Source organism: Serratia sp. PAMC26656, from assembly GCF_016469055.2.
Taxonomy (GTDB): domain Bacteria; phylum Pseudomonadota; class Gammaproteobacteria; order Enterobacterales; family Enterobacteriaceae; genus Serratia; species Serratia plymuthica.
Genome location: NZ_CP150486.1, coordinates 3,687,206 through 3,712,060 on the forward strand (window position 1 = coordinate 3,687,206; position 24,855 = coordinate 3,712,060).

At 56.1% G+C, this 24,855-nt stretch carries 19 protein-coding genes; 7 read left to right on the forward strand and 12 right to left on the reverse strand.

Going from position 1 to position 24,855, the window contains the following annotated elements; genetic code table 11:
- Positions 1 to 173: 173 nt before the first annotated feature.
- From JEM67_RS18450 to JEM67_RS18460, 3 genes are read right to left on the reverse strand one after another with little or no spacing between them, the layout of a single operon-like run.
- Positions 174 to 2,117, reverse strand: coding sequence for a DUF3732 domain-containing protein (locus tag JEM67_RS18450; protein WP_199636289.1), 1,944 nt, complete (start codon positions 2,115 to 2,117; stop codon positions 174 to 176).
- Positions 2,114 to 2,617: a three component ABC system middle component gene (locus tag JEM67_RS18455; RefSeq protein WP_046622944.1), complete on the reverse strand. Its 504-nt coding sequence runs from the start codon at positions 2,615 to 2,617 to the stop codon at positions 2,114 to 2,116. Before JEM67_RS18455 ends, JEM67_RS18450 begins: the two co-directional genes overlap by 4 nt.
- Positions 2,617 to 3,804, reverse strand: coding sequence for an ABC-three component system protein (locus JEM67_RS18460; RefSeq protein WP_103162477.1), 1,188 nt, complete (start codon positions 3,802 to 3,804; stop codon positions 2,617 to 2,619). Before JEM67_RS18460 ends, JEM67_RS18455 begins: the two co-directional genes overlap by 1 nt.
- A gap of 874 nt (positions 3,805 to 4,678) precedes the next feature.
- On the opposite strand from JEM67_RS18460, the gene JEM67_RS18465 reads away from it, so the two are divergent.
- Positions 4,679 to 5,356, forward strand: a complete 678-nt coding sequence (locus JEM67_RS18465) for a DUF1571 domain-containing protein (protein ID WP_199636288.1) — start codon at positions 4,679 to 4,681, stop codon at positions 5,354 to 5,356.
- Positions 5,357 to 5,371: 15 nt separating this feature from the next.
- Positions 5,372 to 5,848, forward strand: a complete 477-nt coding sequence (locus tag JEM67_RS18470) for an SRPBCC family protein (protein ID WP_013813717.1) — start codon at positions 5,372 to 5,374, stop codon at positions 5,846 to 5,848.
- Positions 5,849 to 6,086: 238 nt separating this feature from the next.
- Here the strand turns inward: JEM67_RS18470 and JEM67_RS18475 are convergent, their stop codons facing one another.
- The 5 genes from JEM67_RS18475 to JEM67_RS18495 all read right to left on the reverse strand — a co-directional run bounded on the left by JEM67_RS18475 (position 6,087) and on the right by JEM67_RS18495 (position 11,897).
- Positions 6,087 to 6,872 (reverse strand): acetoin reductase, encoded by a 786-nt coding sequence (locus JEM67_RS18475; protein ID WP_013813718.1) that lies wholly within the window; start codon positions 6,870 to 6,872, stop codon positions 6,087 to 6,089.
- Between the two features lie 105 nt (positions 6,873 to 6,977).
- Positions 6,978 to 8,375, reverse strand: coding sequence for a dihydrolipoyl dehydrogenase (gene lpdA, locus JEM67_RS18480; protein ID WP_199636350.1), 1,398 nt, complete (start codon positions 8,373 to 8,375; stop codon positions 6,978 to 6,980).
- Between the two features lie 10 nt (positions 8,376 to 8,385).
- Complete coding sequence (locus tag JEM67_RS18485; protein ID WP_199636287.1) at positions 8,386 to 9,900, reverse strand: 2-oxo acid dehydrogenase subunit E2; 1,515 nt, start codon at positions 9,898 to 9,900, stop codon at positions 8,386 to 8,388.
- 3 nt (positions 9,901 to 9,903) lie between these two features.
- On the reverse strand, positions 9,904 to 10,923 hold the full coding sequence (locus JEM67_RS18490) for an alpha-ketoacid dehydrogenase subunit beta (RefSeq protein WP_004946867.1): 1,020 nt from the start codon (positions 10,921 to 10,923) through the stop codon (positions 9,904 to 9,906).
- Positions 10,924 to 10,934: 11 nt separating this feature from the next.
- The gene (locus JEM67_RS18495; protein WP_062868009.1) at positions 10,935 to 11,897 is read right to left on the reverse strand and encodes a thiamine pyrophosphate-dependent dehydrogenase E1 component subunit alpha; all 963 of its coding nucleotides are present in this window, start codon (positions 11,895 to 11,897) and stop codon (positions 10,935 to 10,937) included.
- Between the two features lie 252 nt (positions 11,898 to 12,149).
- Here JEM67_RS18495 and JEM67_RS18500 point away from each other — a divergent pair, with 252 nt between their 5' ends.
- Entirely contained in the window at positions 12,150 to 14,909 is a 2,760-nt protein-coding gene (locus JEM67_RS18500; RefSeq protein ID WP_370576164.1) for a LuxR C-terminal-related transcriptional regulator, read from the forward strand.
- A gap of 91 nt (positions 14,910 to 15,000) precedes the next feature.
- Here JEM67_RS18500 and JEM67_RS18505 read toward each other — a convergent pair whose 3' ends face one another.
- Positions 15,001 to 15,564: a YagU family protein gene (locus tag JEM67_RS18505; RefSeq protein WP_199636348.1), complete on the reverse strand. Its 564-nt coding sequence runs from the start codon at positions 15,562 to 15,564 to the stop codon at positions 15,001 to 15,003.
- 404 nt (positions 15,565 to 15,968) lie between these two features.
- Here JEM67_RS18505 and katG point away from each other — a divergent pair, with 404 nt between their 5' ends.
- Positions 15,969 to 18,167, forward strand: a complete 2,199-nt coding sequence (gene katG / locus JEM67_RS18510; RefSeq protein ID WP_199636286.1) for a catalase/peroxidase HPI — start codon at positions 15,969 to 15,971, stop codon at positions 18,165 to 18,167.
- A gap of 71 nt (positions 18,168 to 18,238) precedes the next feature.
- Here katG and JEM67_RS18515 read toward each other — a convergent pair whose 3' ends face one another.
- On the reverse strand, positions 18,239 to 19,138 hold the full coding sequence (locus JEM67_RS18515; RefSeq protein ID WP_199636285.1) for an AraC family transcriptional regulator: 900 nt from the start codon (positions 19,136 to 19,138) through the stop codon (positions 18,239 to 18,241).
- Positions 19,139 to 19,335: 197 nt separating this feature from the next.
- On the opposite strand from JEM67_RS18515, the gene JEM67_RS18520 reads away from it, so the two are divergent.
- Positions 19,336 to 19,929, forward strand: a complete 594-nt coding sequence (locus JEM67_RS18520; RefSeq protein WP_126483967.1) for an NAD(P)H-dependent oxidoreductase — start codon at positions 19,336 to 19,338, stop codon at positions 19,927 to 19,929.
- A gap of 91 nt (positions 19,930 to 20,020) precedes the next feature.
- On the opposite strand, the gene JEM67_RS18525 is transcribed toward JEM67_RS18520, so the two are convergent.
- Complete coding sequence (locus JEM67_RS18525) at positions 20,021 to 20,935, reverse strand: LysR family transcriptional regulator (RefSeq protein WP_199636284.1); 915 nt, start codon at positions 20,933 to 20,935, stop codon at positions 20,021 to 20,023.
- Positions 20,936 to 21,090: 155 nt separating this feature from the next.
- On the opposite strand from JEM67_RS18525, the gene JEM67_RS18530 reads away from it, so the two are divergent.
- Positions 21,091 to 22,626 carry an MFS transporter gene (locus JEM67_RS18530; RefSeq protein WP_233527704.1) on the forward strand — a complete coding sequence of 512 codons (1,536 nt, stop codon included), beginning with the start codon at positions 21,091 to 21,093 and terminating at the stop codon, positions 22,624 to 22,626.
- A gap of 10 nt (positions 22,627 to 22,636) precedes the next feature.
- On the opposite strand, the gene JEM67_RS18535 is transcribed toward JEM67_RS18530, so the two are convergent.
- On the reverse strand, positions 22,637 to 23,824 hold the full coding sequence (locus tag JEM67_RS18535; protein WP_199636282.1) for a sugar transporter: 1,188 nt from the start codon (positions 23,822 to 23,824) through the stop codon (positions 22,637 to 22,639).
- Positions 23,825 to 24,139: 315 nt separating this feature from the next.
- On the opposite strand from JEM67_RS18535, the gene JEM67_RS18540 reads away from it, so the two are divergent.
- On the forward strand, positions 24,140 to 24,826 hold the full coding sequence (locus JEM67_RS18540) for an aspartyl/asparaginyl beta-hydroxylase domain-containing protein (RefSeq protein WP_199636281.1): 687 nt from the start codon (positions 24,140 to 24,142) through the stop codon (positions 24,824 to 24,826).
- Positions 24,827 to 24,855 lie beyond the last annotated feature (29 nt).

Below are 24,855 nucleotides of genomic sequence, written 5' to 3' on the forward strand. Positions count from 1 at the left end.
AAACCTTATCTTCTCCAAACCTACTTACAAAACCTTTCGCCTGCCTAGACGTCGTTGTTCCAGTTAAACCCTCATTACTTCAGTCACCGGATAGTAGCTATCCCCGCCAACATAACACAGTGTTCTTACGCTCAGAAATAAGTGCGCTGTAGGCTTTAATTTGGGTCTTGCCATTATTTCTGGGGTGTTATCCAGCTTGTTGGAATAAGTTTTACGCCATTACGCCAGCGATCAGAGACTGCAGCCTGAAACCAGTCATCTTTAAGGTCTGCATGGTCCATAACTATTATCTGTAAATCAGGGGCGAGCGTTTTAGCAGCGTGGTTGATTAGGCTGAACAGCCGATTTACAGCGTTCTGATCTTCATTCTTCAGAGCGTCAATAGACCCATCATTATCTTTTTCAGGTGGATAATGCGCCTGCGATGGCTGGTCGAGAATTAGAAATCCTGGCACGGGGCGTTTTTTTTGACGGAACCAGCGATGAAGGGCCAGATGAGCCAAAATATGGTAGCCGACCCAATTTTCCCCGCTGCCCATACGGAAAAGTGGTACCGGTCCGTCCAAGGTATCTGCCACCACGGTGAGTTTGCGGATATCTAGACGCAGGTTGCTTCCCTGATGTTCTAGATCGAGAAGCTCCGAATATTCAGTCATATAACGGCCGATTATATTGAGGAAGGCCGCAAGTTTCTCTCGTACAGCAGTCGGATCCAATTTGTTTTCAAGGAAACTTACAGTTAATTGCTGATTTTCTAACCGGGTGCGAAGACCCGAATACTGCTCTGCATCGCTGACAGTTTCAAGATACTGTGCGATTTTCCCCAGAGTCCGCGCCTGCAGCATAAAGTTTTCCTGCTGTACTCGCAGATATTCAGCTTGTTGGATGCAATCACTGATTTTTTTCTGATTCTCTCGAAGATTATTGAGGAGAGTATTTTCCTGTATTTGGAGGGCTGCTAAGCGCTTCTGGAGCCTTGGATTTTCTGCTTCTACCGCCTCAAGTTGTCGGCTCAATTCATTGAGTGAATGGTTGAGTTGAGCAACAGAAGGAGGAACGTTTTCGAGGTGACTTTCGCAAAGAGGACAAAGCTGCGATACCTCTGAGGACTTTATCAAATTCACTACGCTGAGTCTTGCACGCTGCTCCCGCGCCTCTCGCTCATAGCCGGTTGATTCTGAGGTAAACGCCCGCGTTTCACGAATCTCGCTATTTAGTCTCTCAAGCTCAGTACGCATCCCTTGACGTTCTGAGCGCAGTCGCATCAATATGTCATCATGATCACTTACTACAACTGCATCTGAAAATACTCCTCGCTCGCCCAAGCTTTGGAGCAGAGTCATGCAGGCCTCATAGTTTACCGCTACGGTTCGATCGTCGGTAAGCCCTGCCATTTTAGCTTCTTCAAGAAGAGCTTTTGCACGCGGAAATGTGGCGTCATCCAGCGATTCAGCTTCCCGTACCAACCTTTCAAGCTGACGCAGTAGTTTTCGCGCATCGTCCAATTGGGCTTGCTGTAAGAGCCGCTCTTCATCCATTGCGCCAAGAAAATAAGGAAAGGTGTCCCGGATAGCCTGCGCTATAAAACCATCATCTTGGCGATGAAACAGACGCTGTTTGTTATCAATATCGTTCTGATCCTGGAAACAAAAAAGAAGCGAGTGGCGGAAATTTGCCTCCAGAGAGGGTCGCGTAGGACTCGGGGGACGGTGTTCGTTTTCATTAATGCCGATTGCCGTTCCCAGAAATTTCTCCACAGCGTTGACTGTAGTGTTTTTGTGGAGAGTTGCGCCATCGGGAATCGACAGGGAGCTCCCGCGGGCAATATAGATGTCGCCGTGAGACTGTGTACCGGCATCTGGATTGCGTCGCGCGATAAAGATTTGGCTATCATTCAGTTGAAAAAGGATCCCATACCATTGCGTACATTTGCGGATAACGCCATCGGCTACGTAACATTCGCTTCGCCCGGTAACGTAATCAATAATATCAATTATTGCTGATTTACCCGTTTTGGATGCGCCGGTCAAGATGTTCAGTTGACCGGGATGAAGGGTGATTTCACGACGTTCTCCCCCGTGGTTGTAAATCACAAGGCTGGCTATCTGAAGACTCATGGCGCTATCCCCCATGCAGCATAAATAGTCGCTGTTGTACCAGCTGCTGCGAGCCAACGCCCCAGAAATGCCGCACGCTCAATGCATTCTCCGGCTTCCTGAGTAAACAGCGGCGTTCGTTTTTCTGTAGGTGAGAGCAGTTTAGCTCCTTTCTTTAAGTCACCATTTTCATCCAAGCAAAGAGCGCTTTGCCTTGTGCCAAATAATATGCTCTCACGGGTAATACCGTTTAGCCGCCTGACTCTATCGGGGAAATTAATCATCGTATCTCGGTTGTCCTGGCACCATGCCATTAGTGACGTTACGGTTGTAGCAGGCAGAGCCTTGCGTGTTTTCTGATGAAGAATTATCGGAAGGATTATAAAGGCTAGTGCAAAGGGTAAAGAGCAACCGGTCTTTTTATTGAATTCTGACGATGTATTGGCTATAAGCAATACGCAGAAAGCTGGGTTGAAGAGGTAGCTCTCCTCGATGGGACGGGAAGACCAAGGCTCCATCATCAATCCTCTCCTTTCTGTTCATCACTATTATTCTGCATGAAGTCAGGGTGCCACCCCACTGCGTATCGGTTAGCCAAAATATGGTAGCTTCCGTGGGTAAGAAACCGCTCTCGTAGGCTGCGGAGAGGAAAACATGCCTGCTGTTCTGCCCATGTGAACAGGTCCTTTCCAGAACGTATACGATCGGACTCATCACTATCAGGTAATAAATCGTCTTTCTGTGCGGCGAATCGTGGCTGCCAAGCCTCTATCAGGTCTTGCTCGAACGTTTTAAGCTCATCATTAAGCAATAATTCTTCTCTTACCCATTTTGAGCGTTGCTCTGAAGCTCGGTAATAATCACGGATGGCATACTCAATACGGGCCGAACCGAGATTTATCTTACGCAATTGATTGACAAAGGGTCGACTATCTAGCTGAGCGATCACTTCTTGAGGAGGAGAAAATGACCGAAAATCTACAGGTAATGAGGAACGTCGAAACTCCTCTCGCAGTTCATCAATGCGGGATTCAATAGCCAGCACTGGGATGCTGCCCACCTCATTGCCGCTGAGCATACGTATCACTTGGTCGAACCACCAGCCTTCTAAACGCTCGGTGAAAATTTCGATATGCTGTCTTCCTACAGCACGGTGCAACTGACGGTAAATATCTTCTTTAACATCAGTAATCGAAGGAGATCTATCAAGTACATATATTGATCTTAACAGAGCAAATCGAGCCTCCTCCGGTAAGATCTTATAGGCGTTGAAAGCTTCTTGTAGCGCGCGGTTATTTGAACTGTTTGCAGTCGTGAGTAACAAAAAATCGGCTTGAGCCTCGTTACGACTTTCTGTTCGTAATAGAAAAGACGCCGAATTCGAAGGTGCCAAACCAGTTGTTATTAGGAAGTGACGAGTTCTTGAGAAACCGCCACTATCGGTGGCTACACTTTTTATCCAGATGAGTAGCGTTTTCCAAAGGTCAGCGCTGCTGTCAGTCAGCTTTCCAGTTTTGGCTTTATGATGTTTGGTCTGGATAAGATGAATCGGTAAGCCGTTTGCCTCAAAAGCTATATCATCAAACTTTTCAATTGAAATCCTGAACTCTGGTGAATCCAGCGTAGCTTCCAGTCCTTTTAGCAATGCGTAGCGACACTGATACAGATAGCCAGTGGCCGACGCGCTGGCCTCATGCGCGTTACTCATCCCGTCACTCCGTTAATTTATCGATAATATTTTCTAACTGAAATCCAATCAATTTACTACTGTCAACATCCAAGATTCTGAAAATATTTTATGAGGGGAACCCTAGATAGCCTAATCAGTCCAAGTACAACATCCGCCCCCCATGTAAGCAACGTCCACTCTTGGTATGTGCAGACTGTTAGACCTCTTTGCCCTCTTAGGATAGATTCTTCGATGCTCTCGTTAGTTATGCTAACGTTTAGGGTTAAACCATAGTAACGATCACCACATTCCGAGGATTGCTCAACCTGATTTATTTAATCCGCAACTATTGGTGGTCATTTTGGTGGTCTTGACAGGATGAAGATTCAGGTTTAGCTTGCTTATTAGCCAGTTACAGGCAAAGGCGATCCCAGTCAGAGGAGCCATATTAGAGAAGCCCGCTCAGGGAAACCTGAGCGGGCTTTTTGCTTTCCGTGATCTTATCGCCCCTTGGCATGCAATCTCAAGCCTTCTGAAAAACCTTTCAACGTTTCCGATTAGCAGGGTCTGTACCTTGCATTCCGTATAGCCTTTGGCGTCACGCCGAGTTCGGTCATGAAGCAGCAACGTCAGTTTTTTATACACCCCTGATGTTTAACCTGATAACGGCCAAGCATGCTGAAAAGAAGGTTTTTTATTTCTATTTAAAATAATTGAAAAACACTGCCTTAGATTTTATCTGACATACTGATTATGTTCCCGGTAGATCCGTAGGAGCAAAAACCGATTTAGTCAGCCCCGAAGATCAGCGCTCTGAAGACGGTAGTGAATCACAAAATCAAAACGCTGGGATAACCTGTTTACCAGTTCAAAACAGGAGACGATCATTAGCGACTTAGTCTCTTTTGCCGTAATGCTTGCAACATTACTGATCTTTAGCTTTAACGATACTGCGTACGCAGCGGACAAGAGCGCTGTGGCATCGGCTTTTTTGCAGAATTCAACACCGTCTGATCCCATCATTCTCTCGCTGCAACATTTTGAACAAATTCAATCTTATCAAGTTATGGTGCGTTCCTTGTCACCGTCTGATGACACTAAAATCATCCGCTATAGCTACCGTAAACCTGGTTATGTACGGATGGACTTTACCGAACCACATTCAGGTGCAGTCCTAATCTATAACCCAGTCAATGGCAAAGTTAAGCTGTGGCCCTTTGGAGTAGGAAATTTTCCTGTTTTGAGCCTGTCACCAACAGATTCATTGATACAAGATGCTAACGGTCATCGGGTGGATCAATCAGACTTTGGCGTTTTGCTGAATAATGTTCGCAGCCTGCAACATGAGGGGACAACAACCCCCCTCGGTGAAGATATCATCGCGGGGAAGTCGACATTACACTTATCCGTGGTCGGCCCCGAAGGAAAGACAGTCGATGCTGTTCATCGTTATGACATTTGGTTAGATAATAAATATGGATTTCCTGCAAAGGTGGTCAGTTACGCACTGGATGGAAAAATGTTGGAAACCGTATTTATGGATGCAATGGTTATCAACATCCATTTCCCCGCTGATTTTTTCGCACCTTAATGGGAGCCTGACTATATGGCTGACTATAAGTTCTCCACCATCTGGCGGGTTGAGGCTTCTATACAGGAGGTATGGGATGTTCTATGCCATCCGGATCTGTGGCCCGAATGGTGGGGAAGTCTGGAGCAGATTATTGAGTTAAAGAAAGGTGATATTCAGGGAATTGGCGCCTTGCATCGTTATACCTGGAAAGGTGTACTCCCTTATCGATTAACCTTTGATATCCATGTATTAAACATTAAGCCTTTTTGCCTTTTAGAAGGGGAAGCCAGTGGCGACGTTGAAGGCCGAGGAGTGTGGGCGTTTTCTGACAAAGAGGGGGATACTATCGTTAGGTATGATTGGAATATCCGGACTAACACCCGATGGATGAACTACCTCGCCCCGCTGGCCACACCCGTTTTCCGTTGGAACCACCATAGGGTGATGCGCGATGGAGCAAAAGGTTTAGCCCGCAAATTAGGTACACATGTCGACGTGTATTTTAGGTAAAGAGAAAGCAGACCTGCGTTCTTTCTGGCCGGCAAAGTCTTAAAGAGGGGCGTCTATGTTCTTATTCCCCCTGTCAGGAACCCAATCCAGAAAATCCCGCGCAGGGAAACCGAGCGGGATTTTTGCTTTGGCGTCATTAGATTGCCTACTCTCCTCCGCCAAAACTGCACGAAATAAATCGCCACGGTTGGGTAGGTACCTCTAAGCCCTTTAAGAGGACTTTAAAGAGCGGCGTCGGTTAGCGATAAACCAGCCCGCCGTCGGTCAAAATCGACTGACCGGTGATATAGGCGGCGTCGTCGCTGGAAAGAAAAGCGACAAGTGCCGCGACGTCAGCCGGGGTCTGTGCACGCCCCAAGGCAATGCCATCGACGTATTTCTTATAGGTTTCGCCTTTCGGGGCACCGGTAATCTCCGAAAAGCGCTGGTCTATTTCCACCCACATATCGGTGCCGACCACCCCAGGGCAATAGGCGTTGACGGTAATGTTGTCGCTGGCGTATTCCTTTGCCGCAACCTGGGTCAATGCGCGTACGGCAAATTTGGTGGCGGAGTACACGCCCAGCAATGCAAAACCCTCATGGCCGGCGATGGAACAAGCATTGATGATCTTGCCCTTTTTGTTGAGCTGTTTAAATTTCGCCGCGGCGGCCTGGATCCCCCAGGTCACCCCCCCGATATTGATGTTCAGGATCTTCTCAAGATCTTCCGGCACCACGTCTGCGATGGGTTTTACCTGCGAAATACCGGCGTTATTAATCATCACATCCAACGTACCCAGCGTACTCACAACGTGCTCGATGGCCGCATACACCTCCTCGCGCTTGCTGATATCGGCAACGTAGGTTGTCGCTTTTACCCCGAAAGACTCCACCTCTTTCCTGACTGTACCAAGCTGATCTGCGGATAAATCCAAGAGCGCAAGGTTTACCCCCTCTTGTGCCAGGCGCAGTGCGATCCCCCGGCCAATGCCACGCGCTGCGCCAGTAATAATGGCTACCTTTCCGTTCAAACCTGTCGACATAATTATTCCTGTTTCGTTTTGTACTACGTCTAATGGAGAGTTTTTGGTTGGTTTCCGCTACCGGAAACGCAATCGGATCAGGCTGTTATCCTTTCCCGTATTGTCCTACTGATGCAGCGGTCGGCCAGCGGCCGCGAGGATAGATTCATGCATGGCTTCAGAAAGCGTCGGATGCGCAAAGATGACCGACAGCAGGCTCTCGTCCGTGGCCTCCAGATGATGGGCGATACCGAAGCCTTGGATCTGTTCGGTGACCTGTGCGCCAACCATGTGCGCCCCCAACAGCTCGCCGGTTTCGGCATCGAAAATCGTCTTGACGAAGCCCTCCGCCTCACCGGCGGCCAGCGCCTTGCCATTGCCCTGATAGGCGAACTTACCGATCTTGAGTGGCCGTCCACTGGCACGCGCCGCTGCCTCGGTCAGGCCCAGACTGGCAACCTGCGGCCGGGCATAGGTACAACCGGGCACATAACTACGGTCAAGCTTGTGCACGCCTTCGACGCCGGCCAGGGTCTCGACGCAGATCGTCCCTTCGTGGCTGGCCTTGTGCGCCAGGCACGGCGGGCCGGCGACGTCGCCGATAGCGTAAAGGCCGAAGACGTTGGTACGGCAGGCGTCATCCGTCTTGATAAAACCGCGATCCAGTTCGACGCCCAGCGCCTCCAGCCCGAGGCCTTCGACATTGGGCTGGACGCCGGCCGCCAACAGCACATGTTCGACCTCCAGCACCTGTTCGGCACTGGCGTTTTTCAACGTGCAACGCCCTCCCGCCTCCGTGATCTGCACCTGCGTTACCTGCGTCTGGGTATGCACCTGAATGCCGCGCCGCTCGAACGACTTGCGCACCGCCGCCGAGACTTCGGCATCCTCAATCGGCAGTATCTGTGCGGCCACCTCCACCAGCGTCACTTCGCTGCCAAGGTCGTTGTAGAGGCTGGCGAACTCGACGCCGATGGCGCCGGAGCCGATGATCAATAAGGATTTCGGCAATTTTTTGGGTTGCAGCGCCTCAAAGTAGGTCCAGATCCGCTCGCCATCCGGCACTATCCCGGGCAACGCACGCGGGCGGGCGCCGGTCGCCAGGATCACGTGGTCGGCCCGGTAGTCGCGCTCATCCCCCTTGGTATCGACCACCGTGATCTGCCCCTTGCCACGCAGGCGGGCAGTGCCGTCGAACACCGTTACGCCATTCTTCTTCAACAGGTACTCGACCCCACCGGTCAACTGTTGTGACACCGCGCGGCTAAACTGCACCAGTTTCTGGAGATCGAAACTCACCTCGCCGACACTGAAGCCCAGTTGGTCGGCATGGGCGATGCTGTGCGCCACCTCAGCGCCGTGCAGCAGCGCCTTGGTTGGGATACACCCCCAGTTCAGACAGATGCCCCCCAGATGCTGTTTTTCCACCAGCGCCGTACGCAGCCCGAGCTGGCCGGCGCGGATGGCGGCCACATAGCCTCCCGGCCCGCCGCCGATCACCAGTACATCGTATTTGTCGTGCATAGCTCGTCTCCTAGACAAACATCAGGGTCGGAGTTTCAACCAGTCGCTTGAGTTCCTGGAGAAAAGCCGCGCCCAGCGCCCCGTCGATGACCCGGTGGTCGCAGGACAGCGACACCGTCAGTTGATGGCGCGCTACGATCTGCCCGTCGCGGACCACCGCCCGCACCTCACCGGCACCGATCGCGAGGATCGCGCCCTGGGGCGGGTTAATGATGGCGTCAAACTGGCGTACACCGAGCATGCCCAGGTTTGACAGGCTAAAGGTGCCGCCCTGGAACTCTTCGGGCTTGAGCGTACCGGCTTTCGCCCGGGTCACCAGGGAATGAATTTCACGCGAGATCTCGCTGACCGCTTTCCGGTTGGCGGTGCGCACTATGGGGGTAATCAGCCCGGCCGGCAGCGCAACGGCCACCGAGATGTCGGCATCGGCAAAGCGGCGGATGCTCTGGCTGGCTTCGTCGAACTGCACGTTGACATCCGGCACCGCCACCAGTGCTTGAGCGCAGGCCTTAACCAGCAGGTCGTTAACCGAAATCTTGACGCCGGGCGCGCCGAGGTTGATTTCCTTGCGCAACGCCAACAGGCGCTCCAGATCGAGATCGGCGATCAGGCGGAAGTGCGGCGAATGTTGCTTTGAAGCCTGCAAACGGGTGGCGATCGCCCTGCGCATGCCCGACATGGGCAAGTTCTCGAAGGCTGCCGGCGCCGCATTCTGTGCAGTCGCTGTCTGCGGCTGCCCGTCGAGCAGCAGAGCCGCCGCCTGCACATCCTCGCGGCTGACCCGCCCGCGTGAACCGCTGCTGCGGCAGTCGTGCAGGTTGATCCCCAGTTTGCCGGCCAGACGGCGCGCCAGTGGGGTTGCCGATACCTGACTGTCGTCGGCGTGCGAACGGGGCGCTTTGCCTGAACGCGATGGCAACGTCGGCGATGCGATGCGGCCCCCTGCGGCAAGGATCGCGTTCTCCAGGTCAGCCACCGAGATACGTGCTTCACGTCCGCTGCCGCGCACCTTGCTCAAGTCGGCACCCAACCTGGCGGCCAGACGCAACGCGTGGGGCGTGGCATTGACCTGTGCGGCATCGGTGCTTCCTTGCAGGCCGATCGGTACCTCGGTCTGCCCACTGGCGGCCACCGGTTTGGTGGATGGACCCGATGCCGTGGGGAGTGCGTTGTCGACCGTCGGGGCTGCCACAGGGGCCGCAGGAGACGGCGCGACAGACGCGGCAGGTTCCGCCGTCGCCAGACTGGCAGTGAAGGCGTCCAGTTCGGCATCGCTGATCGAAGCCTCAGCCACCAGCGCCAGCGCCGCCCCCACCTTTAGGGTATCCCCCTGCCGGGCCAACACCCGGCGCAGGGTTCCGGCGAAGGGCGCCTCAAGCACGTTGACGATTTTGCTGGTCTCGATCTCGCAGATTTCCTGTCCCTTGGTGAAGCTGTCGCCCTCCCGGATAGACCACTGCGCGAGTACCCCTTCCTCCATCGAAAGGCCCCACTTGGGCATTTCAAGCGTTTTGATATCACTCATGGCTCAATCCTCCAGCACTTGGCGGACGGCGGCCTCGATCCGCTCGACGCTGGGGATCCAAAGCTTTTCGAGGGCGGGAGAGAACGGCACCGGGGTGTGCGGCGGTGTAACCAGCACAATCGGCGCTTTGAGGAAATGGAATGCCTGGGAAGCGATCAGTGCCGCGACATCATGGGCAAAGCCGAAACGCGCCGCCGACTCGTCGACGATCACCACACGGCCCGTGGACGCCACCGATTCCAGAATGCCTTCCTCGTCCAGCGGTGAAATCGTACGCGGATCGACCACCTCCACCGAGATGCCCTCTTTGGCCAGTTTGTCGGCCACTTCATTGGCTTTATGCACCATCGCCGACAACGCGATGATGGTGACGTCCTCCCCTTCGCGGGTGTAGTTGGCCACGCCCAGCGGGATGGTATAAATGCCTTCCGGCACCTCGCCCTTAAGGTCGTAAAGCATTTTATGTTCGCAGAACACCACCGGATCGTCGTCGCGGATCGACTGGATCAGCAGGCCCTTGACGTCATAAGGGGTAGACGGCACCACCACCTTGAGGCCCGGCGTGGTGGCGAAGATATTATAAGGCGACTGCGAATGCTGGGCCGCCGCAGAGAAGCCGGCGCCGATCATGCCACGCATCACTAGCGGCGCCTTGGCCTTGCCGCCAAACATGTAGCGGAACTTGGCGGCCTGGTTGTACAGCGCATCGTGGCAGACGCCGAAAAAGTCCATGAACATCAGCTCGGCCACCGGCCGCAGACCGGTCGCCGCAGCGCCGGCAGCCATGCCGATGATCGCCGACTCGGTAATCGGCGTGTCGATCACGCGGTCAGAGCCGAACTGCGTCCACAACCCTTTGGTCACCCCTAGCACGCCGCCAAAGGCCTCTATCCTCGCCTCCTCCGGCGCATTGCCGCCGTGGCCGCCACGCAAGTCTTCGCCGATCAGCACTACGCGTTCGTCACGCTCCATTTCCTGGGCCAGCGCTTCCTTGACCGCTTCACGATAGGTTTTTATAGCCATTGTTATCACCCTCAATAGGAAACGTAGACGTCGGTCAGCAGGTCTTCCGGAGCCGGATAGGCGGCTGCGCGGGCTTTCGTTACGGCATCCCCGACCAGCGCTTCCACTTCCGCGTCGATCGCCGCCAGTTCCTCCTGAGTGACCTGTTTTTTGATCTTGTCCGTAAAGATCTTCAGCGGATCGTGCTGTTCACGCAGGCGTTGAACCTCACCCTCAGCGCGGTACAACGCCGGATCGCCCTCGAAGTGGCCGTGCCAGCGGAAGGCCTTGGCCTCAATCACGCTGGGGCCGCCCCCCTCGCGAGCACGCTTGACCGCCTCTGCGGCGGCTTCGTAAACGGCAAAGAAATCGGTGCCGTCGACCGTCACCGCCGGGAGGCCGAAACCGGCCGCACGTTTGGCGATATCGCGGCCGCCGACGGCGTAGTCATGGCCGGTCCCTTCGCCATAGCCGTTGTTCTCGAAAATGAAGACGGCCGGCAATTGCAGCACCACAGCCATGTTCATGGCTTCAAATACCAGGCCCTGATTGGAACCGCCATCGCCGGTGAAAGACACGCCGACGTTGCCGGTCTTCAGGGTCTTGGCCGTCAGCGCAGCGCCAATGGCCAACGGAGGAGCCCCACCAACGATGGCGTTCGCGCCCAACATGCCTTTTGACAGGTCGGCGATGTGCATAGAGCCGCCTTTGCCACGACACAAACCGCTGTCCTTACCGAAAATCTCGGCCATCATGCCGTGAATATCACAACCTTTGGCAATGCAGTGGCCATGCCCACGGTGCGTAGAACCAATGAAATCGGCGTCGGTCAAATTTTCGCAGACCCCCACCGCAATGGCCTCCTCACCGGTATAAAGGTGAATGAAGCCCGGAATGTCACCGCTGGTATTTTCCTGATGCAGGCGCTCCTCGAATGTCCTGATCTCGCGCATCTTTCGGTAAGCCTGCAGCAAAGCCTGTTTGCTCAGCGTCATCTGATTCTCCTCAATAAGGGTCGGACAGGCGGGGCTATTTGACAGGGTGAGAACACCCTAGCCACACCAATACAAAAAATGTACGGGTGTTTCGGGAAGCTGCGAAGCCACCCTAATGGGGGGGTAAGTGGGGGTTTTCATGCTTGAGGTCAAACTTTATGAATTTTGTTTATCTATCCAGAACGACGGCCCCGTTTCATCCCGGGCTCTGACGTACAATTGAAAAAACAAAATACGGGCAGGCAACCACGGATGAAGCAATCGGATTTTGCAGGTTCCCAATCTACATCGTTGGTCTCGGGGCCTTTGCGGCTGACGAGAGGCTTGCCGCTCATCCTGACCAAATTCGTCCCCCCCCGCTCCTCTATCTTGTTGCTACCGCGCCCGCGCCTGCTCAAGCGCCTCGATCAAGTGCGCCTGCGGCGTCTGGCCGTCGTTTGTGCGGGCGCAGGATTCGGCAAAACCACGCTGTTGGCGCAATGGCACCAGCAGTTGATCGGCCAGGGTGAACGCGTTGCCTGGCTCAGCCTTGATGAGGATGACGATGACGTCTGGCAGTTCATTCCTTATCTGCTGCATGCTTTGCGACCGCTCTATGCCGACTGGGACGCCGATTTTTGGCAGAACATGGAAGAGCAAGCGCCCTCAAGCTCACTGCAGTTGCTGGCTGGGCTGATTAACCAATTGCATTATTGTCCGCACGACCTGTATCTGATCGTCGACGACTTCCATATGATCAATGACGCCGGCGTGCATGAAGCCCTGGGCTATCTGCTCAGGCATGCGCCTGCGGCGCTGCATCTGATCGTCGGCAGCCGGTTCCACCCGAGTCTGTCGTTGAGCCGATTGCAGGCCCAGGACCAGTTGGTGGAAATTTATGATCAGGACCTGCAGTTCACGCTCGAAGAAACCCGGAACTATTTCAGCCAGACGGTCGCCGTGCCGCTCAGCAATCAGGATGCCCTTCGGCTGCTGTCCGCGACGGAGGGCTGGATCGCAGGCATGAAGATCGCCTCATTGTCCCCCGAATTGCGTGTAGACCCTGGGCACCTGATCCACAATCTGCGCGGGGGGACGCGCTCCATCGCCCGTTATCTGAAAGAAGTGGTGCTTGACCCGCTGCCGGTGGAGGTGCTCGACTTCCTGATGCAAACAGCGTTTCTCAATCGTTTCAATGCCGGACTGTGCAATGCCGTCACCGGGCGTGACGACAGCGAGGCGATGCTGGAATGGATTGAGCGGCACAACCTGTTCCTGTCGGCCCTTGACGAGCAAGGCTATTGGTTCCGCTATCATCCTCTCTTGCAGGAAACCCTGGGCGTGGCATTGCGCCATCGCGCCGATATCAACCTCAAACAGTTGCACGAACGCGCCAGTCATTGGTTCGCCGAACAGCTGTTGTGGGCTGAGGCGGTACGCCATGCGCTGGCCGCCGGCAAGCCGGTTCATAGCCCCGGCCAGGATGGTGCGAGCGCGCAATCCCTGGCTGAAGAGGGAGATATCGATACTCTGGTTTCCTGGATGCGTCACTTGCCAGCGAGCGTTGATCCGTCACGCATTGACCTTCAAATCAATCTGGCCTGGGCGCTCGCGCACTATTTCCGCTTCGATGAATCACGACAGTTGCTCGACAGCCTCGACCAAATGGTGGCGGACCACCGTGACGGGATGGCCCGCAGCGCCTGGATCAAGCTGCGTGTGGTGCGCGCCATCTGCGAAGCCTTTGCCGAAAACATCCCTGAAAGCCTGGCGATTGTCGAGCCGTTGCTGGCCGAAGTGCCTTGCGGCGATACCTGGGTCGATGGCCTGATATGCAATATTCTCAGCTACTGCCACGTGGTTAACCAGCGCTATACCGAGGCCCTGGCGGTCCAACGCCATATGCCCAGCCCGGACAGCCCGCTGGACAATCTGTTCGTCTCGGTTTATCGCGCTTTCATCATCGCCCAATGTCATCTTTGCCAAGGCGATTTGGAGAACGCCGGGCTGTACGCCGGCAATGCGTTGCGTCAGGCCGAGCGTTATACCGGCCCCCAGTCGACCAGCGGAGCGACGCTCGCGCCGCTACTGGCGGAAATCGCCTACGAGCGCAGGAGCCTTGACTCGCTCGATCATCTGCTGGCGGATAGGCTCGAGCTCATCGACCGTTTCAGCCCACCCGACGCGCTGAGCCGTTGCTATGCCTACCTTGCCCGGCAGGCCTTGCATGACGGCATGCCGCAGGAGGCAGAACGGCTGCTGGAACATGCACAGCAACTGGCGGTGTCTCGCGGGTGGCGCCGGTTGCAGGCTCTGTTGTTGGCCGAGCAAGTGAGAGTGCGTTTGCAGCGTGCGGATCGCCCTGGTGCAGAGCAGTTGCAGCAGCAACTGGAACAGCTGGCGCGCCATGCCAGGATTGATGCCGAACATCCTTGTCAACGTGCGATCGCTCAGCATGCAGCACTCAGCCGCAGTCGCCTGTTGTTGGCCTCCGGCCAGATGCCGCAAGCCTGCAAACTGCTGTCCGAACTGGTTACCGAACAGGAAAACCGACGCGACTGGCTCACCGCCGCGCGCCTGCGTGCGCTCTGGTCATTAGCCTTGTGGAAAGCCGGTAAAAACGCGGCTGCCTGCACTACGCTGCAACCGGTTCTGCAATTGGCTGAACACCCGCATCTCATGCGCAGCTTTCTTGATGCCGGCGACACCTTGCAACCTTTGCTTCTCCATATGCACGAAGGTCCTGCTGCCTGCAACGAGCAAGGTGCGCAGCTTCGCCTGGTAGATAAGGGCACACAGATCGGGGAAAGGCAGCTTCAGAGCAGTCATGACGTTTATTGGGGGCTCAGTGAACGCGAACTTCAGGTATTACGCCTGATCGCCGAGGGCCAGACGAACAAAGACATCGCTCGCTCCCTGGCTATTTCTGCACAGACCGTGAAATGGCACCTCAAGAACACCTATGCCAAGCTCAACGTCAACAGCCGCACCCAAGCCATGAGCCGTGCGCTGGAAATGAAACTGCTGGATTAACCGGGTGTTAAAGAATTCCCCCTGAGCAATCGATAATCAACGAGAAGGAAAAGCCCTGTGCATTCAGGGCTTTTATGCCTATCGCGTTGACTTAACGGAACGGTGAGTTGAGAGGAACTTCCGCATCCGGCTGATGCGTTATTCTGTTGCGCAGGTCACGCCGAACAAGTTCGATCGCCCAGAACCAGAATGCATGCCCCAGTATTTCTGAAACATACTCTTCGACAGGCAGCATGGATAAAGGCGGCGTTAAGCCAAGCAGCGGGAAACTGATGCCGTGAACGAACACCGTGGCAATTAAGCCGGCGAGCACGCCCTGCCAGAGTTTTACTTTCGGGAAGACTTCGGCAACCACGCAGTAACCGATGGCAAACACCAACGAGAAAATAATGTGCGTCACCATAACCGGATTGATCACATGCTCCGAAAAGGTGTAAACCGTTGCCGTGGGATCTATGCCCAAATAATCTCTCAGGAAAAGATACGGTGGATTAAACTCCGCACGTCCATCCAGAATGGTCCTTGGCGGAAGCGGAACTTCTGCGCCCCACTTAACGAATGCAGACAGCAGCCCGGCGATGATGCCGACAAAAAGCGCGACGCCATAACGGCGTCTTTCCAGCGGCGTTTGCACAAAAAAATCCCTAATTTTCATATCCATCCCCTAAAAATCATTAGTGTTTATCGTTCACCAATCAGGTTATATCCTCACCAAAGTGTGATATTGATCACGATCACTTTTTGTTACCTTTGGTCGTAAATTTTCAAAGGAAGGGAAACGGGTTTAGAAAAATCGGTACCGGGAGCCTGAGCGTTTTTACGCTTTTTGGCCGCCATACACCTTTCTGGCCATGCCTATCAATGCAGAAAAAATCAATCGTCAAAAACTATTGCAGAATTCAAGCATTCCTATTTTATCTCTCGCCAACCACTGTCTAAGCTTACTACTGAGTTTCGTTCTACCCGCCGTTGGCTCAGGTGACGAAACCCAATAACGATCAGATTGACTCAGGGGTTCCCCCCATTAGCGCAACATCCGACACAAGCAGAGAGCGCATCATGACAACTGAAAGCAAATGCCCATTTTCGGGTGGCAGCAACAAGCCCCTTCCCCAGCGTGGTAATTCGAACCAGGACTGGTGGCCAAACCAACTTAGTCTGGAACACCTGCACCAACACTCCTCCCTGTCCGACCCGATGGACAAAGATTTCAACTACGCCGACGCGTTCAACAGCCTGGATCTGGCGGCGGTCAAACAAGATTTGCATGCTCTGATGACCGACTCTCAGGAATGGTGGCCGGCGGACTTCGGTCACTACGGCGGCCTGTTCATCCGCATGGCCTGGCACAGCGCCGGCACCTACCGCATCGGCGACGGCCGCGGCGGCGCAGGTTCCGGCCAGCAGCGTTTTGCCCCGCTCAACAGCTGGCCCGACAACGTGAGCCTAGACAAGGCACGCCGGTTGCTGTGGCCGATCAAACAGAAATACGGCCGTAAAATTTCCTGGGCCGACCTGTTGATCCTGACCGGCAATGTGGCGCTGGAATCGATGGGCTTCAAAACCTTTGGTTATGCGGGTGGCCGCGCCGACGTTTGGGAGCCGGACGACGTGTACTGGGGCGCGGAAAAAATTTGGCTGGAACCGAGCGGCGGCGAGAATAGCCGTTATTCCGGCGACCGTGATCTCGAGAACCCCCTGGCGGCAGTGCAAATGGGCCTGATCTACGTGAACCCGGAAGGCCCGGACGGCAACCCCGATCCGATCGCCGCAGCACGCGACATCCGCGAGACCTTCGCCAGAATGGCGATGAATGACGAAGAAACCGTCGCGCTGATCGCCGGCGGCCATACCTTCGGCAAAACCCACGGTGCAGGCCCCGCTTCGCACGTCGGCGCCGATCCGGAAAGTGCAGGTTTGGAACAGCAGGGCCTCGGCTGGCAAAGCACCTTCGGTACCGGCAAAGGTAAAGATGCAATCACCAGTGGCCTTGAGGTCACCTGGACCACCACCCCGACCCAATGGAACCATGACTTCTTCCGACACCTGTTCGAATACGAGTGGGAGCTGTCGCAGAGCCCGGCCGGTGCGCACCAGTGGGTAGCCAAGGACGTCGGTGAGACCATTCCTGACGCGTTCGATCCGGCGAAGAAACATCGCCCTACCATGCTGACCACCGACCTGTCGCTGCGCTTCGATCCGGCGTACGAACAAATTTCGCGCCGTTTCTTCCAGAACCCGGATGAGTTCGCCGACGCTTTCGCCCGCGCCTGGTTCAAACTGACCCACCGCGATATGGGCCCACGCGCACGTTATCTCGGCCCGGAAGTCCCGGCTGAAGAGCTGATTTGGCAAGATCCGATCCCGGCGGTGAATCATAAGCTGATTGACCAACAGGATATCGCCGATCTCAAAGGCAAAATCCTGGCCTCCGGCCTGCCGATTTCACAGCTGGTCTCCACCGCCTGGGCCTCGGCCTCCACCTTCCGCAGTTCCGACAAACGCGGCGGCGCCAACGGTGCCCGCATCCGCCTGGCGCCGCAGAAAGACTGGGCAGTGAATCAGCCCGCTCAACTGGCGCAAACGCTGGCCACGCTGGAAGGCATTCAGCGCACCTTCAACGATGCGCAGACCGACGGCAAAAAGGTCTCGCTGGCGGATCTGATCGTGTTGGCAGGCTGTGCGGGCGTTGAGCAGGCAGCGAGCAATGCCGGCCACCCGGTTACCGTTCCTTTCACACCGGGGCGCATGGACGCTTCGCAAGAGCAAACCGATGTCGAATCGTTCGCGGCCATGGAGCCGGTGGGCGACGGTTTCCGCAACTACCTGGATACCCGCTACCGCATTTCCCCCGAGGCGTTACTGGTGGACAAGGCGCAGTTGCTTACCCTGAGCGCGCCGGAAATGTCGGTGCTGCTGGGCGGATTGCGGGTGTTGAACGCCAACGTCGGCCAAAGCCGGCACGGCGTGTTGACTCAGCGGCCTGAAACGCTCACCAACGATTTCTTCGTTAACCTGCTGGATATGGGCACAACCTGGAAAAAGGCGGATGAGGACGGCGTGTTTGAAGGCCAGGATCGCCAGACCGGTGCGCTGAAATGGACGGCAACCCGCGCCGATTTGATCTTCGGTTCACATGCGCAACTGCGGGCGTTGGCGGAAGTTTATGGCAGTGCGGATGCCCAGGAGAGCTTTGTTCGGGACTTTGTCGCCGCCTGGAACAAGGTCATGAACCTCGATCGCTTCGATATCGCTTAAACTTCGTTTAAAGATCGTTAAAACGGCCCGCCTGAGATCACTCAGGCGGGCTTTTTGCATTTATATTACGCTCAGCCGGCCTCGCGTATCCGCTTGATATCGCGTAGAGGAGGCGCGCCAAACAGGCGGGTATATTCACGGCTGAACTGCGAGGCGCTCTCATATCCGACCCGCACCGCCGCGCTGCCGGCATCCAGCCCCTCATTCATCATCATCTGCCGTGCCTCCTGCAAACGCAGGCTCTTCAAATATTGCAGAGGGCTCATGCCGGTCAGCGCGCGGAAGTGCTGCCTGAATGTCGATGGGCTCATGCAGGCTTTGGCGGCCAAGGCTTCCATCGACACATCCTGCGCAACGTTGAGTTTGAGCCACGACAACACCCGGGCGATTTGCTGGCTTGGCGATCCCTGCGCGACCAAGTTCCGTAATGTCGGACCATGTTGCCCGCTCAGTAACCGGATCGTGATTTCCTGCAAGATCAGCGGGTAAATCGATGCCATCAACGTCGGCTCACCCAACAGGCTAACCAAGCGACTTACCGCTTCCAGAAGGCCATCGTCCAGTTCAACCACCGATACGGCCCTGCCGCCGGACACTTTCGCCCCAGCGGCGAAATCCAGATCGGCCGCCAGTTGTGAGATAAGCCGGGCATCCAGCGCCAGGCGCACCCCCAGGTAGGGCTCGGCGACGCTGGCCTGGGTAACATAAGACACCACCGGCAGATCAACCGAGGTTATCAGCGACTGTCCAGGCCCATAGTCGAAGATCTCATTGCCAAGCGTGACTCGCTTTCCCCCCTGTACGGTTAGCCCCAACCCCAGCCCGTAGATACAGGGCATCGGCGCCGTGACGGCATTTCTGCGGTAAATCATCAGTGCAGGTATGGCGGTAGGGTAATCGCCATCAGCAGCGGCAATATCTGCCACCAGACTGGCCAGCGTCACGTTGTTCGCTCTGGTATCGGTCAGCATTGGGTTCGCTCTCGCAACTAAAAAGGGTCAGCAAAAAGTCTATCACCTCGTCACCCTCTTATTGCAGATATCAATGCCAATCCGTTGAATCAGGCAAAAATTGAATCGAATCCGGCAAGCGATCCGCACCTTGCTACGGCGATACTGTTCGCCATTGAGACATCGTCTTGGCCCTTCCCCATCACACAGGTTCCATTATGAAAAACGTTCTGATAATCAATACGCACCAGTTATACGAAGGCATCTCGTCAGGCGGCTTAAATACGACCCTGCTCGGCGTGATCCGCGACGAGATGGAAACGCGCGGCCATAAAGTGCAGCAGACCGCCATCGAGCGAGGTTACGATATTGCTGAAGAGGTGAGAAAGCACCTCTGGGCCGACATCATTATTCTGCAATCGCCGGTCTACTGGTTCGGCACGCCCTGGATCTACAAAAAATATGTCGACGAGGTCTTTACCGCCGGGTTGATGCAACAAAGCATGCTGGTTGATGACGGCAGAACCCGCCAGGACCCGGACCGGCAATACGGCAGCGGCGGAAAAATGCAGGGCAAAAAATACATGCTGTCGTTAACCTGGAACGCACCGCAACAGGCATTTGACGATAACAACCAGCAGCTCTTCGCCGGCAAGTCCGTCGATGACATCTTCGTCAGCAATACCGCCAATTATAAATTCTGCGGCGCCGATATCGTTCCCGCCTTCTCGTGTTTCGACGTGATTAAATCACCGGACATCAGCAATGACATAGAACGGCTGAAACAGCACCTGACGAACGTGTTCGGCTAAGCAGCGCCGCATTTCCCGCTTCATCATTTTCGACCGCCGGCGATCTCTGCCGCAATCCCCGCTTAAGGCAACTTAAGCGGGCTTTTTGTTTTCAGGCCCCCTTCCCCCTTGCCGCCTCGCCAGAGGAGAGCAGCCGTTCACCAAGAAAATCGATAAAAACGCGCAGCTTAGGCGCCAGATATTTACTGGACGGCCAGATGATCCGGAACGTCCCCTGATGCTCGGTGCAGCTCTCCAGTACCCTTCGCAACTCGCCGCTTTGTAACGCCTCGTGCACCATAAAATCCGGCAGGCAAGCGATACCCAGCCCGGCCTGGGCTACCTGCACCAGCGCCTCGGTAGTATTGCAGATCATCGTGGCCGGTAACTCAGGCAGGGCTTCGCCCGGCAATAGCCGCAGCGGCCAGGGCTCAAACCGCCCCGTGGTGGGAAATTTATGCTGCAGGCAGGCGTGACCGAGCAAATCCGCGGGTTTCTCCGGCACGCCGCGCCGTTTTAAATAGTCCGGCGACGCCACCAACACCAGTTCGAAAACGCCCAACCGGCGGGATACCAGCCGTGAATCGGCCGGTTCGCCGGTGCGCACCACCGCGTCAAACCCTTCTTCAACGATGTCGACCAGACGGTCGGAAAAATCCACGTCCAGCTCGATATCCGGATACCGATGCATAAAAGCCGTCAGCACCGGCATCATCAGCCCGCTGACCAATGGCAGGCTGATGCGCAGCTTGCCGCGCGGCGCGGCCCGGGTATCCGCCAGTTCAAGCTCGGCGGCGGCTATCTCCGCCAAAATGCGGCGGCAGCGTTCAAGAAACAACGCGCCTTCGGCTGTCAACGTCACGCTGCGGGTGCTGCGGTGAAACAAGCGCACTTCCAACCGTTCCTCCATGCGTGCCACGCTTTTACCCACGGCAGAGGACGATACGCCCAATTGCCGACCGGCATCAGAGAAACTGCGCGTTTCCGCGACCTGAACAAACGCCAGAATACCGCTGAGACTGTCCATGATGCCCCTCTGTTATTTTGGACGTTTTTGTCCGATATCTATGGAAATTTAGCCTATTTTTCTTCAGTTCGGGAGGGATTATGTTGATGGCTATGCAGTGATAACGCTGCGCAGCCCCGTTTATGGGCCTTTCCATTATGTGCAAGATGAAAACTATGACGCAGATAACCTCCACCGCAGACCGCATTGAGATTCGGGTATGGCTGCAATTGCTGGCCGCCTGCCTGACCGGCATTCTTATTCCTTTGAGCTTCACTGGCCCGGCGGTGGTGCTGCCTTCCATCAGCCACTCTCTGGGCGGCACTGCCGTACAACTGAGCTGGGTAGTCAACGGTTATATCCTCACCTATGGCAGTGCGATGATGGCTGCCGGCAGCCTGACCGACATTTATGGGCGCAAGCGCGTCTGGCTGATCGGACTGGGCGCGTTCACCCTTCTGACTCTGATGATCCCTTACTCTCCCTCGGTAGTGGGGATGGATATCCTGCGGCTGGCGCAAGGTCTGGCCGGTGCGGCCGCTTTCGCCGGTGCCATGTCATCGTTGGCGCAGACCTTCCACGGGCCGGTTCGCACCCGGGTATTCAGCCTGCTGGGCACCACGTTCGGCATTGGCCTGGCTTTCGGGCCGCTGGCATCCGGCTGGCTGGTGGTTACGGCAGGCTGGCAATGGGTGTTTATCGCCACCGCGTTGATTGCCGTTGTGGGGTTTATGCTGGTGCTGTTCGCGGCCATCGAGTCCCGTAATCCCCATGCGGCGGGACTGGACTGGCCCGGCGCGATCAGTTTCACTGCTGCGCTGACGTTATTCACCTACGCGATCCTGCTCGCGCCGGAAAACGGCTGGCGCAGCCTGTCTGTAGCCGGTTCATTATTGTTATCCCTGGGGGTGTTTATTGGCTTCGTGCTGATTGAACGGCGGGTGGCGCGGCCAATGCTCGATTTGACCTTGTTCCGCAGCCCCCGCTTTATTGGGGTTCAGGTACTGGCCGCCTCACCGGCATTCTTTTTTGTGGTGCTGATCGTCATGCTGCCGGGGCGCTTTATCGGCATTGACGGGCAGAGCGCATTCGAGGCCGGCAAAACCATGATTGCCCTGGCGGCACCGTTGCTGATAGTGCCCTTTATCGCGGCACTGTTGGCGCGGCGTTTTACCTCTGGCCTGCTCTCCGGCGTCGGGTTGCTGCTGACCGCCGCAGGATTGGCCTGGCTCGGTCATGGGTTAACGGAAAATAGCGGTAACGGCCTAATAGTACCGATGCTGTTGATCGGCACCGGTATCGGCCTGCCCTGGGGATTGATGGATGCGATGGCGGTCAGCGTGGTGGAAAAAGAGCGGGCGGGTATGGCTACCGGCATTTTCAACGCGGTACGTGTCTCAGCCGATGGCATCGCCATCGCGATTGCCGGCGCGGTGCTCGCCTTGCTGATTCAGGGTGGCCTGCTTGACGCACTGTCCGGCGCTGCCGGTACGCACTCCATCATCGAGGCGGCCAACCGCGCGGCGCTGGGCGATCTCGACCACGCCGCCGCATTGCTGCCCGGCCAACGCCGGCTAACGCTGCAGATCTATGATCAGGCGTTCCGCACCCTGCTTTATCTGCTGGCAGCCGGCGCGGCTGGCACCGCATTGCTGGTGTTTATGCTATTGGGCCGTTTACATGCGCATGACGGCGCGGCACAAGAAAGGTAAACGCCAGCCGTCAGGCCCGGTGCTGCAATAAACGCTCGCTGCGATAGAAGCTGAACAAGCACCAGCCCAGAGCAATCAGCGCCAACGGTGCGCCGACAAAGCCGATATTGCCCATGCCCAGGTGCAGGCTGACCTGATTGCCCAACAGCGCACCCGCGCCGATACCGAAATTGTACAACCCGGAGTAGATAGACATCGCGACGTCGGTGGCATCTGGCGCCAGGTTCAACACCTTGGCCTGCATCGACAGGCCAATCGCCATGATTGCCATGCCCCATACCGCAAACAACGGCGTCAGGTGGATCTCATCGCCGGAGGCCGGCAGCAGCAGCAACAGGCTCGCCATCAACAATGCGATGGCACCGATGAAAAAGCCCGACGGGAAACGTTCGCTGAAACGGCTGAATAGCAGGCTGCCGAAAATGCTGGCAGCCCCGAACAGCAACAGCATCAGGGTGGTGAAATTTTCCGACAGCCCGGCCACGGTCTGGATAAAGGGTTCGATATAGCTATAGGCGGTAAAATGCGCCGTCACCACGATAATGGTCAGCATATACAGGCGAACCAGCGCCGGGCGCTTAAACAGGACCGGCACGCTGGCCAGTGAACCGGAATGCTCGCTTTTCAGTACCGGTAGCAGACGCCACAGCAGCGCCAGCGCGAAAGTGGCGCAGACCGCGATGCCGATAAAGGTCATGCGCCACCCCAGCAACTGACCGACGATGCGCCCCAACGGCAAGCCAAGCACCATCGCCAGTGCGGTGCCGCCCGCCAGCATGCTCAACGCGTGCGCTTTCTTGCCCGCCGGCGCCACGCGAATCGCCAGCGAGGCGGTGATCGACCAGAATACCGAGTGAGCCAGCGCGACCCCGGCGCGGGAAATCACCAGCGTGGTGAAGTTCCACGCCACGGCGGTCAACACATGGCTGGCGATAAACAGAACAAACACCCCGATCAGCAGTTTGCGGCGTTCAATCTTGCTGGTCAGCAACATACACACCAGTGAGGCGGCAGCGACGATCCAGGCGTAAATCGTGATGATCAACCCGACCTGCTCGGTTTGCATCGAGAAGCTTTGGGCGATATCGCTCAATAACCCGACCGGAATAAACTCGGTGGTATTGAAGATAAAGGCCGAAATGGCGAGGACAACCACGCGCAACCAGGCGGTCGAGCGCGAGACGTGGGTGTGTTCCATATTTAACGGGGTCCGGACAGAGGCGAGCAGTAGCGATATTTTAACCAACCGCCGGTTAAAATGCGATATGCGTCACATTTTTATTGTGCTGTATTTTTCGACAACATGCTCAGGCCGGCACCTGGTTTGCTGCCGAACAGGAACACCCATTGTCGGTAAATCTGCCGGGCCGCTCCCCCGCTTCACCCTGCCTGTCTCAGCACAGGCCGCTACCACTCCCGCATGGCGAAATGCTGTGCTAATCTGTTGAACTCATACCTTTTTTCTCACAGTATTTGATCGCCCGGCAGTCGCACCTTATTTAACGAGGACACCATGTCATTTATCTATGATTGGGCAGTGCTGCGGTTACGCGGTATTTACGATCGCCGCATCTCCGGCGCGCCGGTGCTCGACAGCGATCGCTTGTTCCCTGACGCACAACGTTTTACCGCAGCCTGGCCGCAGATACGTGATGAGGCGCTGAGCGTTGCCCAGGATCTGCGCAATATCCCGCGTTTTCACGAGATCATGAGCGAGCAGGCGTCAATCTCCGCCAACGACGCGCGCGACTGGCGGATGTTTATCATGCAGGCCTATGGCCAGCCGATAACCCGCAATCTTGAACGCTGCCCGACGCTTGCCGAATTGATCGCCACCTCGCCGGATGTGCTTTCCGCTTCACTGTCTTTCCTGGCGCCCGGCAAACAGGTGCCGGCGCACCGTGGCCCGTTTCGCGGTATTCTGCGCGGTTATCTGGTGCTGTCGATGCCCAAACGCGCCGACGGCGCTCCCGCTGCGGTGCTGAAAGTCGATGGGCGCGAATACCGGTTGAACGAGGGGGAATTTATGCTGTGGGACGATACCTTCGAACACGAAGTGTGGAACGACAGCGAGGAAGTGCGCACCGTGCTGCTGCTGGATATTCGCCGCCGCGATTTGCCCGCCGGCCTGCGTTTGTTGTCCAGCGGCATCATCGCGCTGGTGCGGCTGAACGTACGCTGGATCCAGCGCCAGTTTTGAATCGATGGCCGGGAGCCTCCTGGCCCCCG

Excerpts from the sequence above, each read along its gene's own strand:
- JEM67_RS18525 (WP_199636284.1), bottom strand. The coding sequence starts at position 20,935 with ATGGACAGTCTCAGCGGTATTCTGGCGTTTGTTCAGGTCGCGGAAACG.
- JEM67_RS18460 (WP_103162477.1), bottom strand. The coding sequence starts at position 3,804 with ATGAGTAACGCGCATGAGGCCAGCGCGTCGGCCACTGGCTATCTGTAT.
- JEM67_RS18490 (WP_004946867.1), bottom strand. The coding sequence starts at position 10,923 with ATGGCTATAAAAACCTATCGTGAAGCGGTCAAGGAAGCGCTGGCCCAG.
- JEM67_RS18500 (WP_370576164.1), top strand. The coding sequence starts at position 12,150 with ATGAAGCAATCGGATTTTGCAGGTTCCCAATCTACATCGTTGGTCTCG.
- JEM67_RS18450 (WP_199636289.1), bottom strand. The coding sequence starts at position 2,117 with ATGAGTCTTCAGATAGCCAGCCTTGTGATTTACAACCACGGGGGAGAA.
- JEM67_RS18515 (WP_199636285.1), bottom strand. The coding sequence starts at position 19,138 with ATGCTGACCGATACCAGAGCGAACAACGTGACGCTGGCCAGTCTGGTG.
- JEM67_RS18495 (WP_062868009.1), bottom strand. The coding sequence starts at position 11,897 with ATGACGCTGAGCAAACAGGCTTTGCTGCAGGCTTACCGAAAGATGCGC.
- lpdA (WP_199636350.1), bottom strand. The coding sequence starts at position 8,375 with ATGCACGACAAATACGATGTACTGGTGATCGGCGGCGGGCCGGGAGGC.
- JEM67_RS18475 (WP_013813718.1), bottom strand. The coding sequence starts at position 6,872 with ATGTCGACAGGTTTGAACGGAAAGGTAGCCATTATTACTGGCGCAGCG.
- JEM67_RS18455 (WP_046622944.1), bottom strand. The coding sequence starts at position 2,617 with ATGATGGAGCCTTGGTCTTCCCGTCCCATCGAGGAGAGCTACCTCTTC.
- JEM67_RS18540 (WP_199636281.1), top strand. The coding sequence starts at position 24,140 with ATGTCATTTATCTATGATTGGGCAGTGCTGCGGTTACGCGGTATTTAC.
- JEM67_RS18470 (WP_013813717.1), top strand. The coding sequence starts at position 5,372 with ATGGCTGACTATAAGTTCTCCACCATCTGGCGGGTTGAGGCTTCTATA.
- JEM67_RS18465 (WP_199636288.1), top strand. The coding sequence starts at position 4,679 with ATGCTTGCAACATTACTGATCTTTAGCTTTAACGATACTGCGTACGCA.
- JEM67_RS18530 (WP_233527704.1), top strand. The coding sequence starts at position 21,091 with ATGACGCAGATAACCTCCACCGCAGACCGCATTGAGATTCGGGTATGG.
- JEM67_RS18520 (WP_126483967.1), top strand. The coding sequence starts at position 19,336 with ATGAAAAACGTTCTGATAATCAATACGCACCAGTTATACGAAGGCATC.
- JEM67_RS18485 (WP_199636287.1), bottom strand. The coding sequence starts at position 9,900 with ATGAGTGATATCAAAACGCTTGAAATGCCCAAGTGGGGCCTTTCGATG.
- JEM67_RS18535 (WP_199636282.1), bottom strand. The coding sequence starts at position 23,824 with ATGGAACACACCCACGTCTCGCGCTCGACCGCCTGGTTGCGCGTGGTT.
- JEM67_RS18505 (WP_199636348.1), bottom strand. The coding sequence starts at position 15,564 with ATGAAAATTAGGGATTTTTTTGTGCAAACGCCGCTGGAAAGACGCCGT.
- katG (WP_199636286.1), top strand. The coding sequence starts at position 15,969 with ATGACAACTGAAAGCAAATGCCCATTTTCGGGTGGCAGCAACAAGCCC.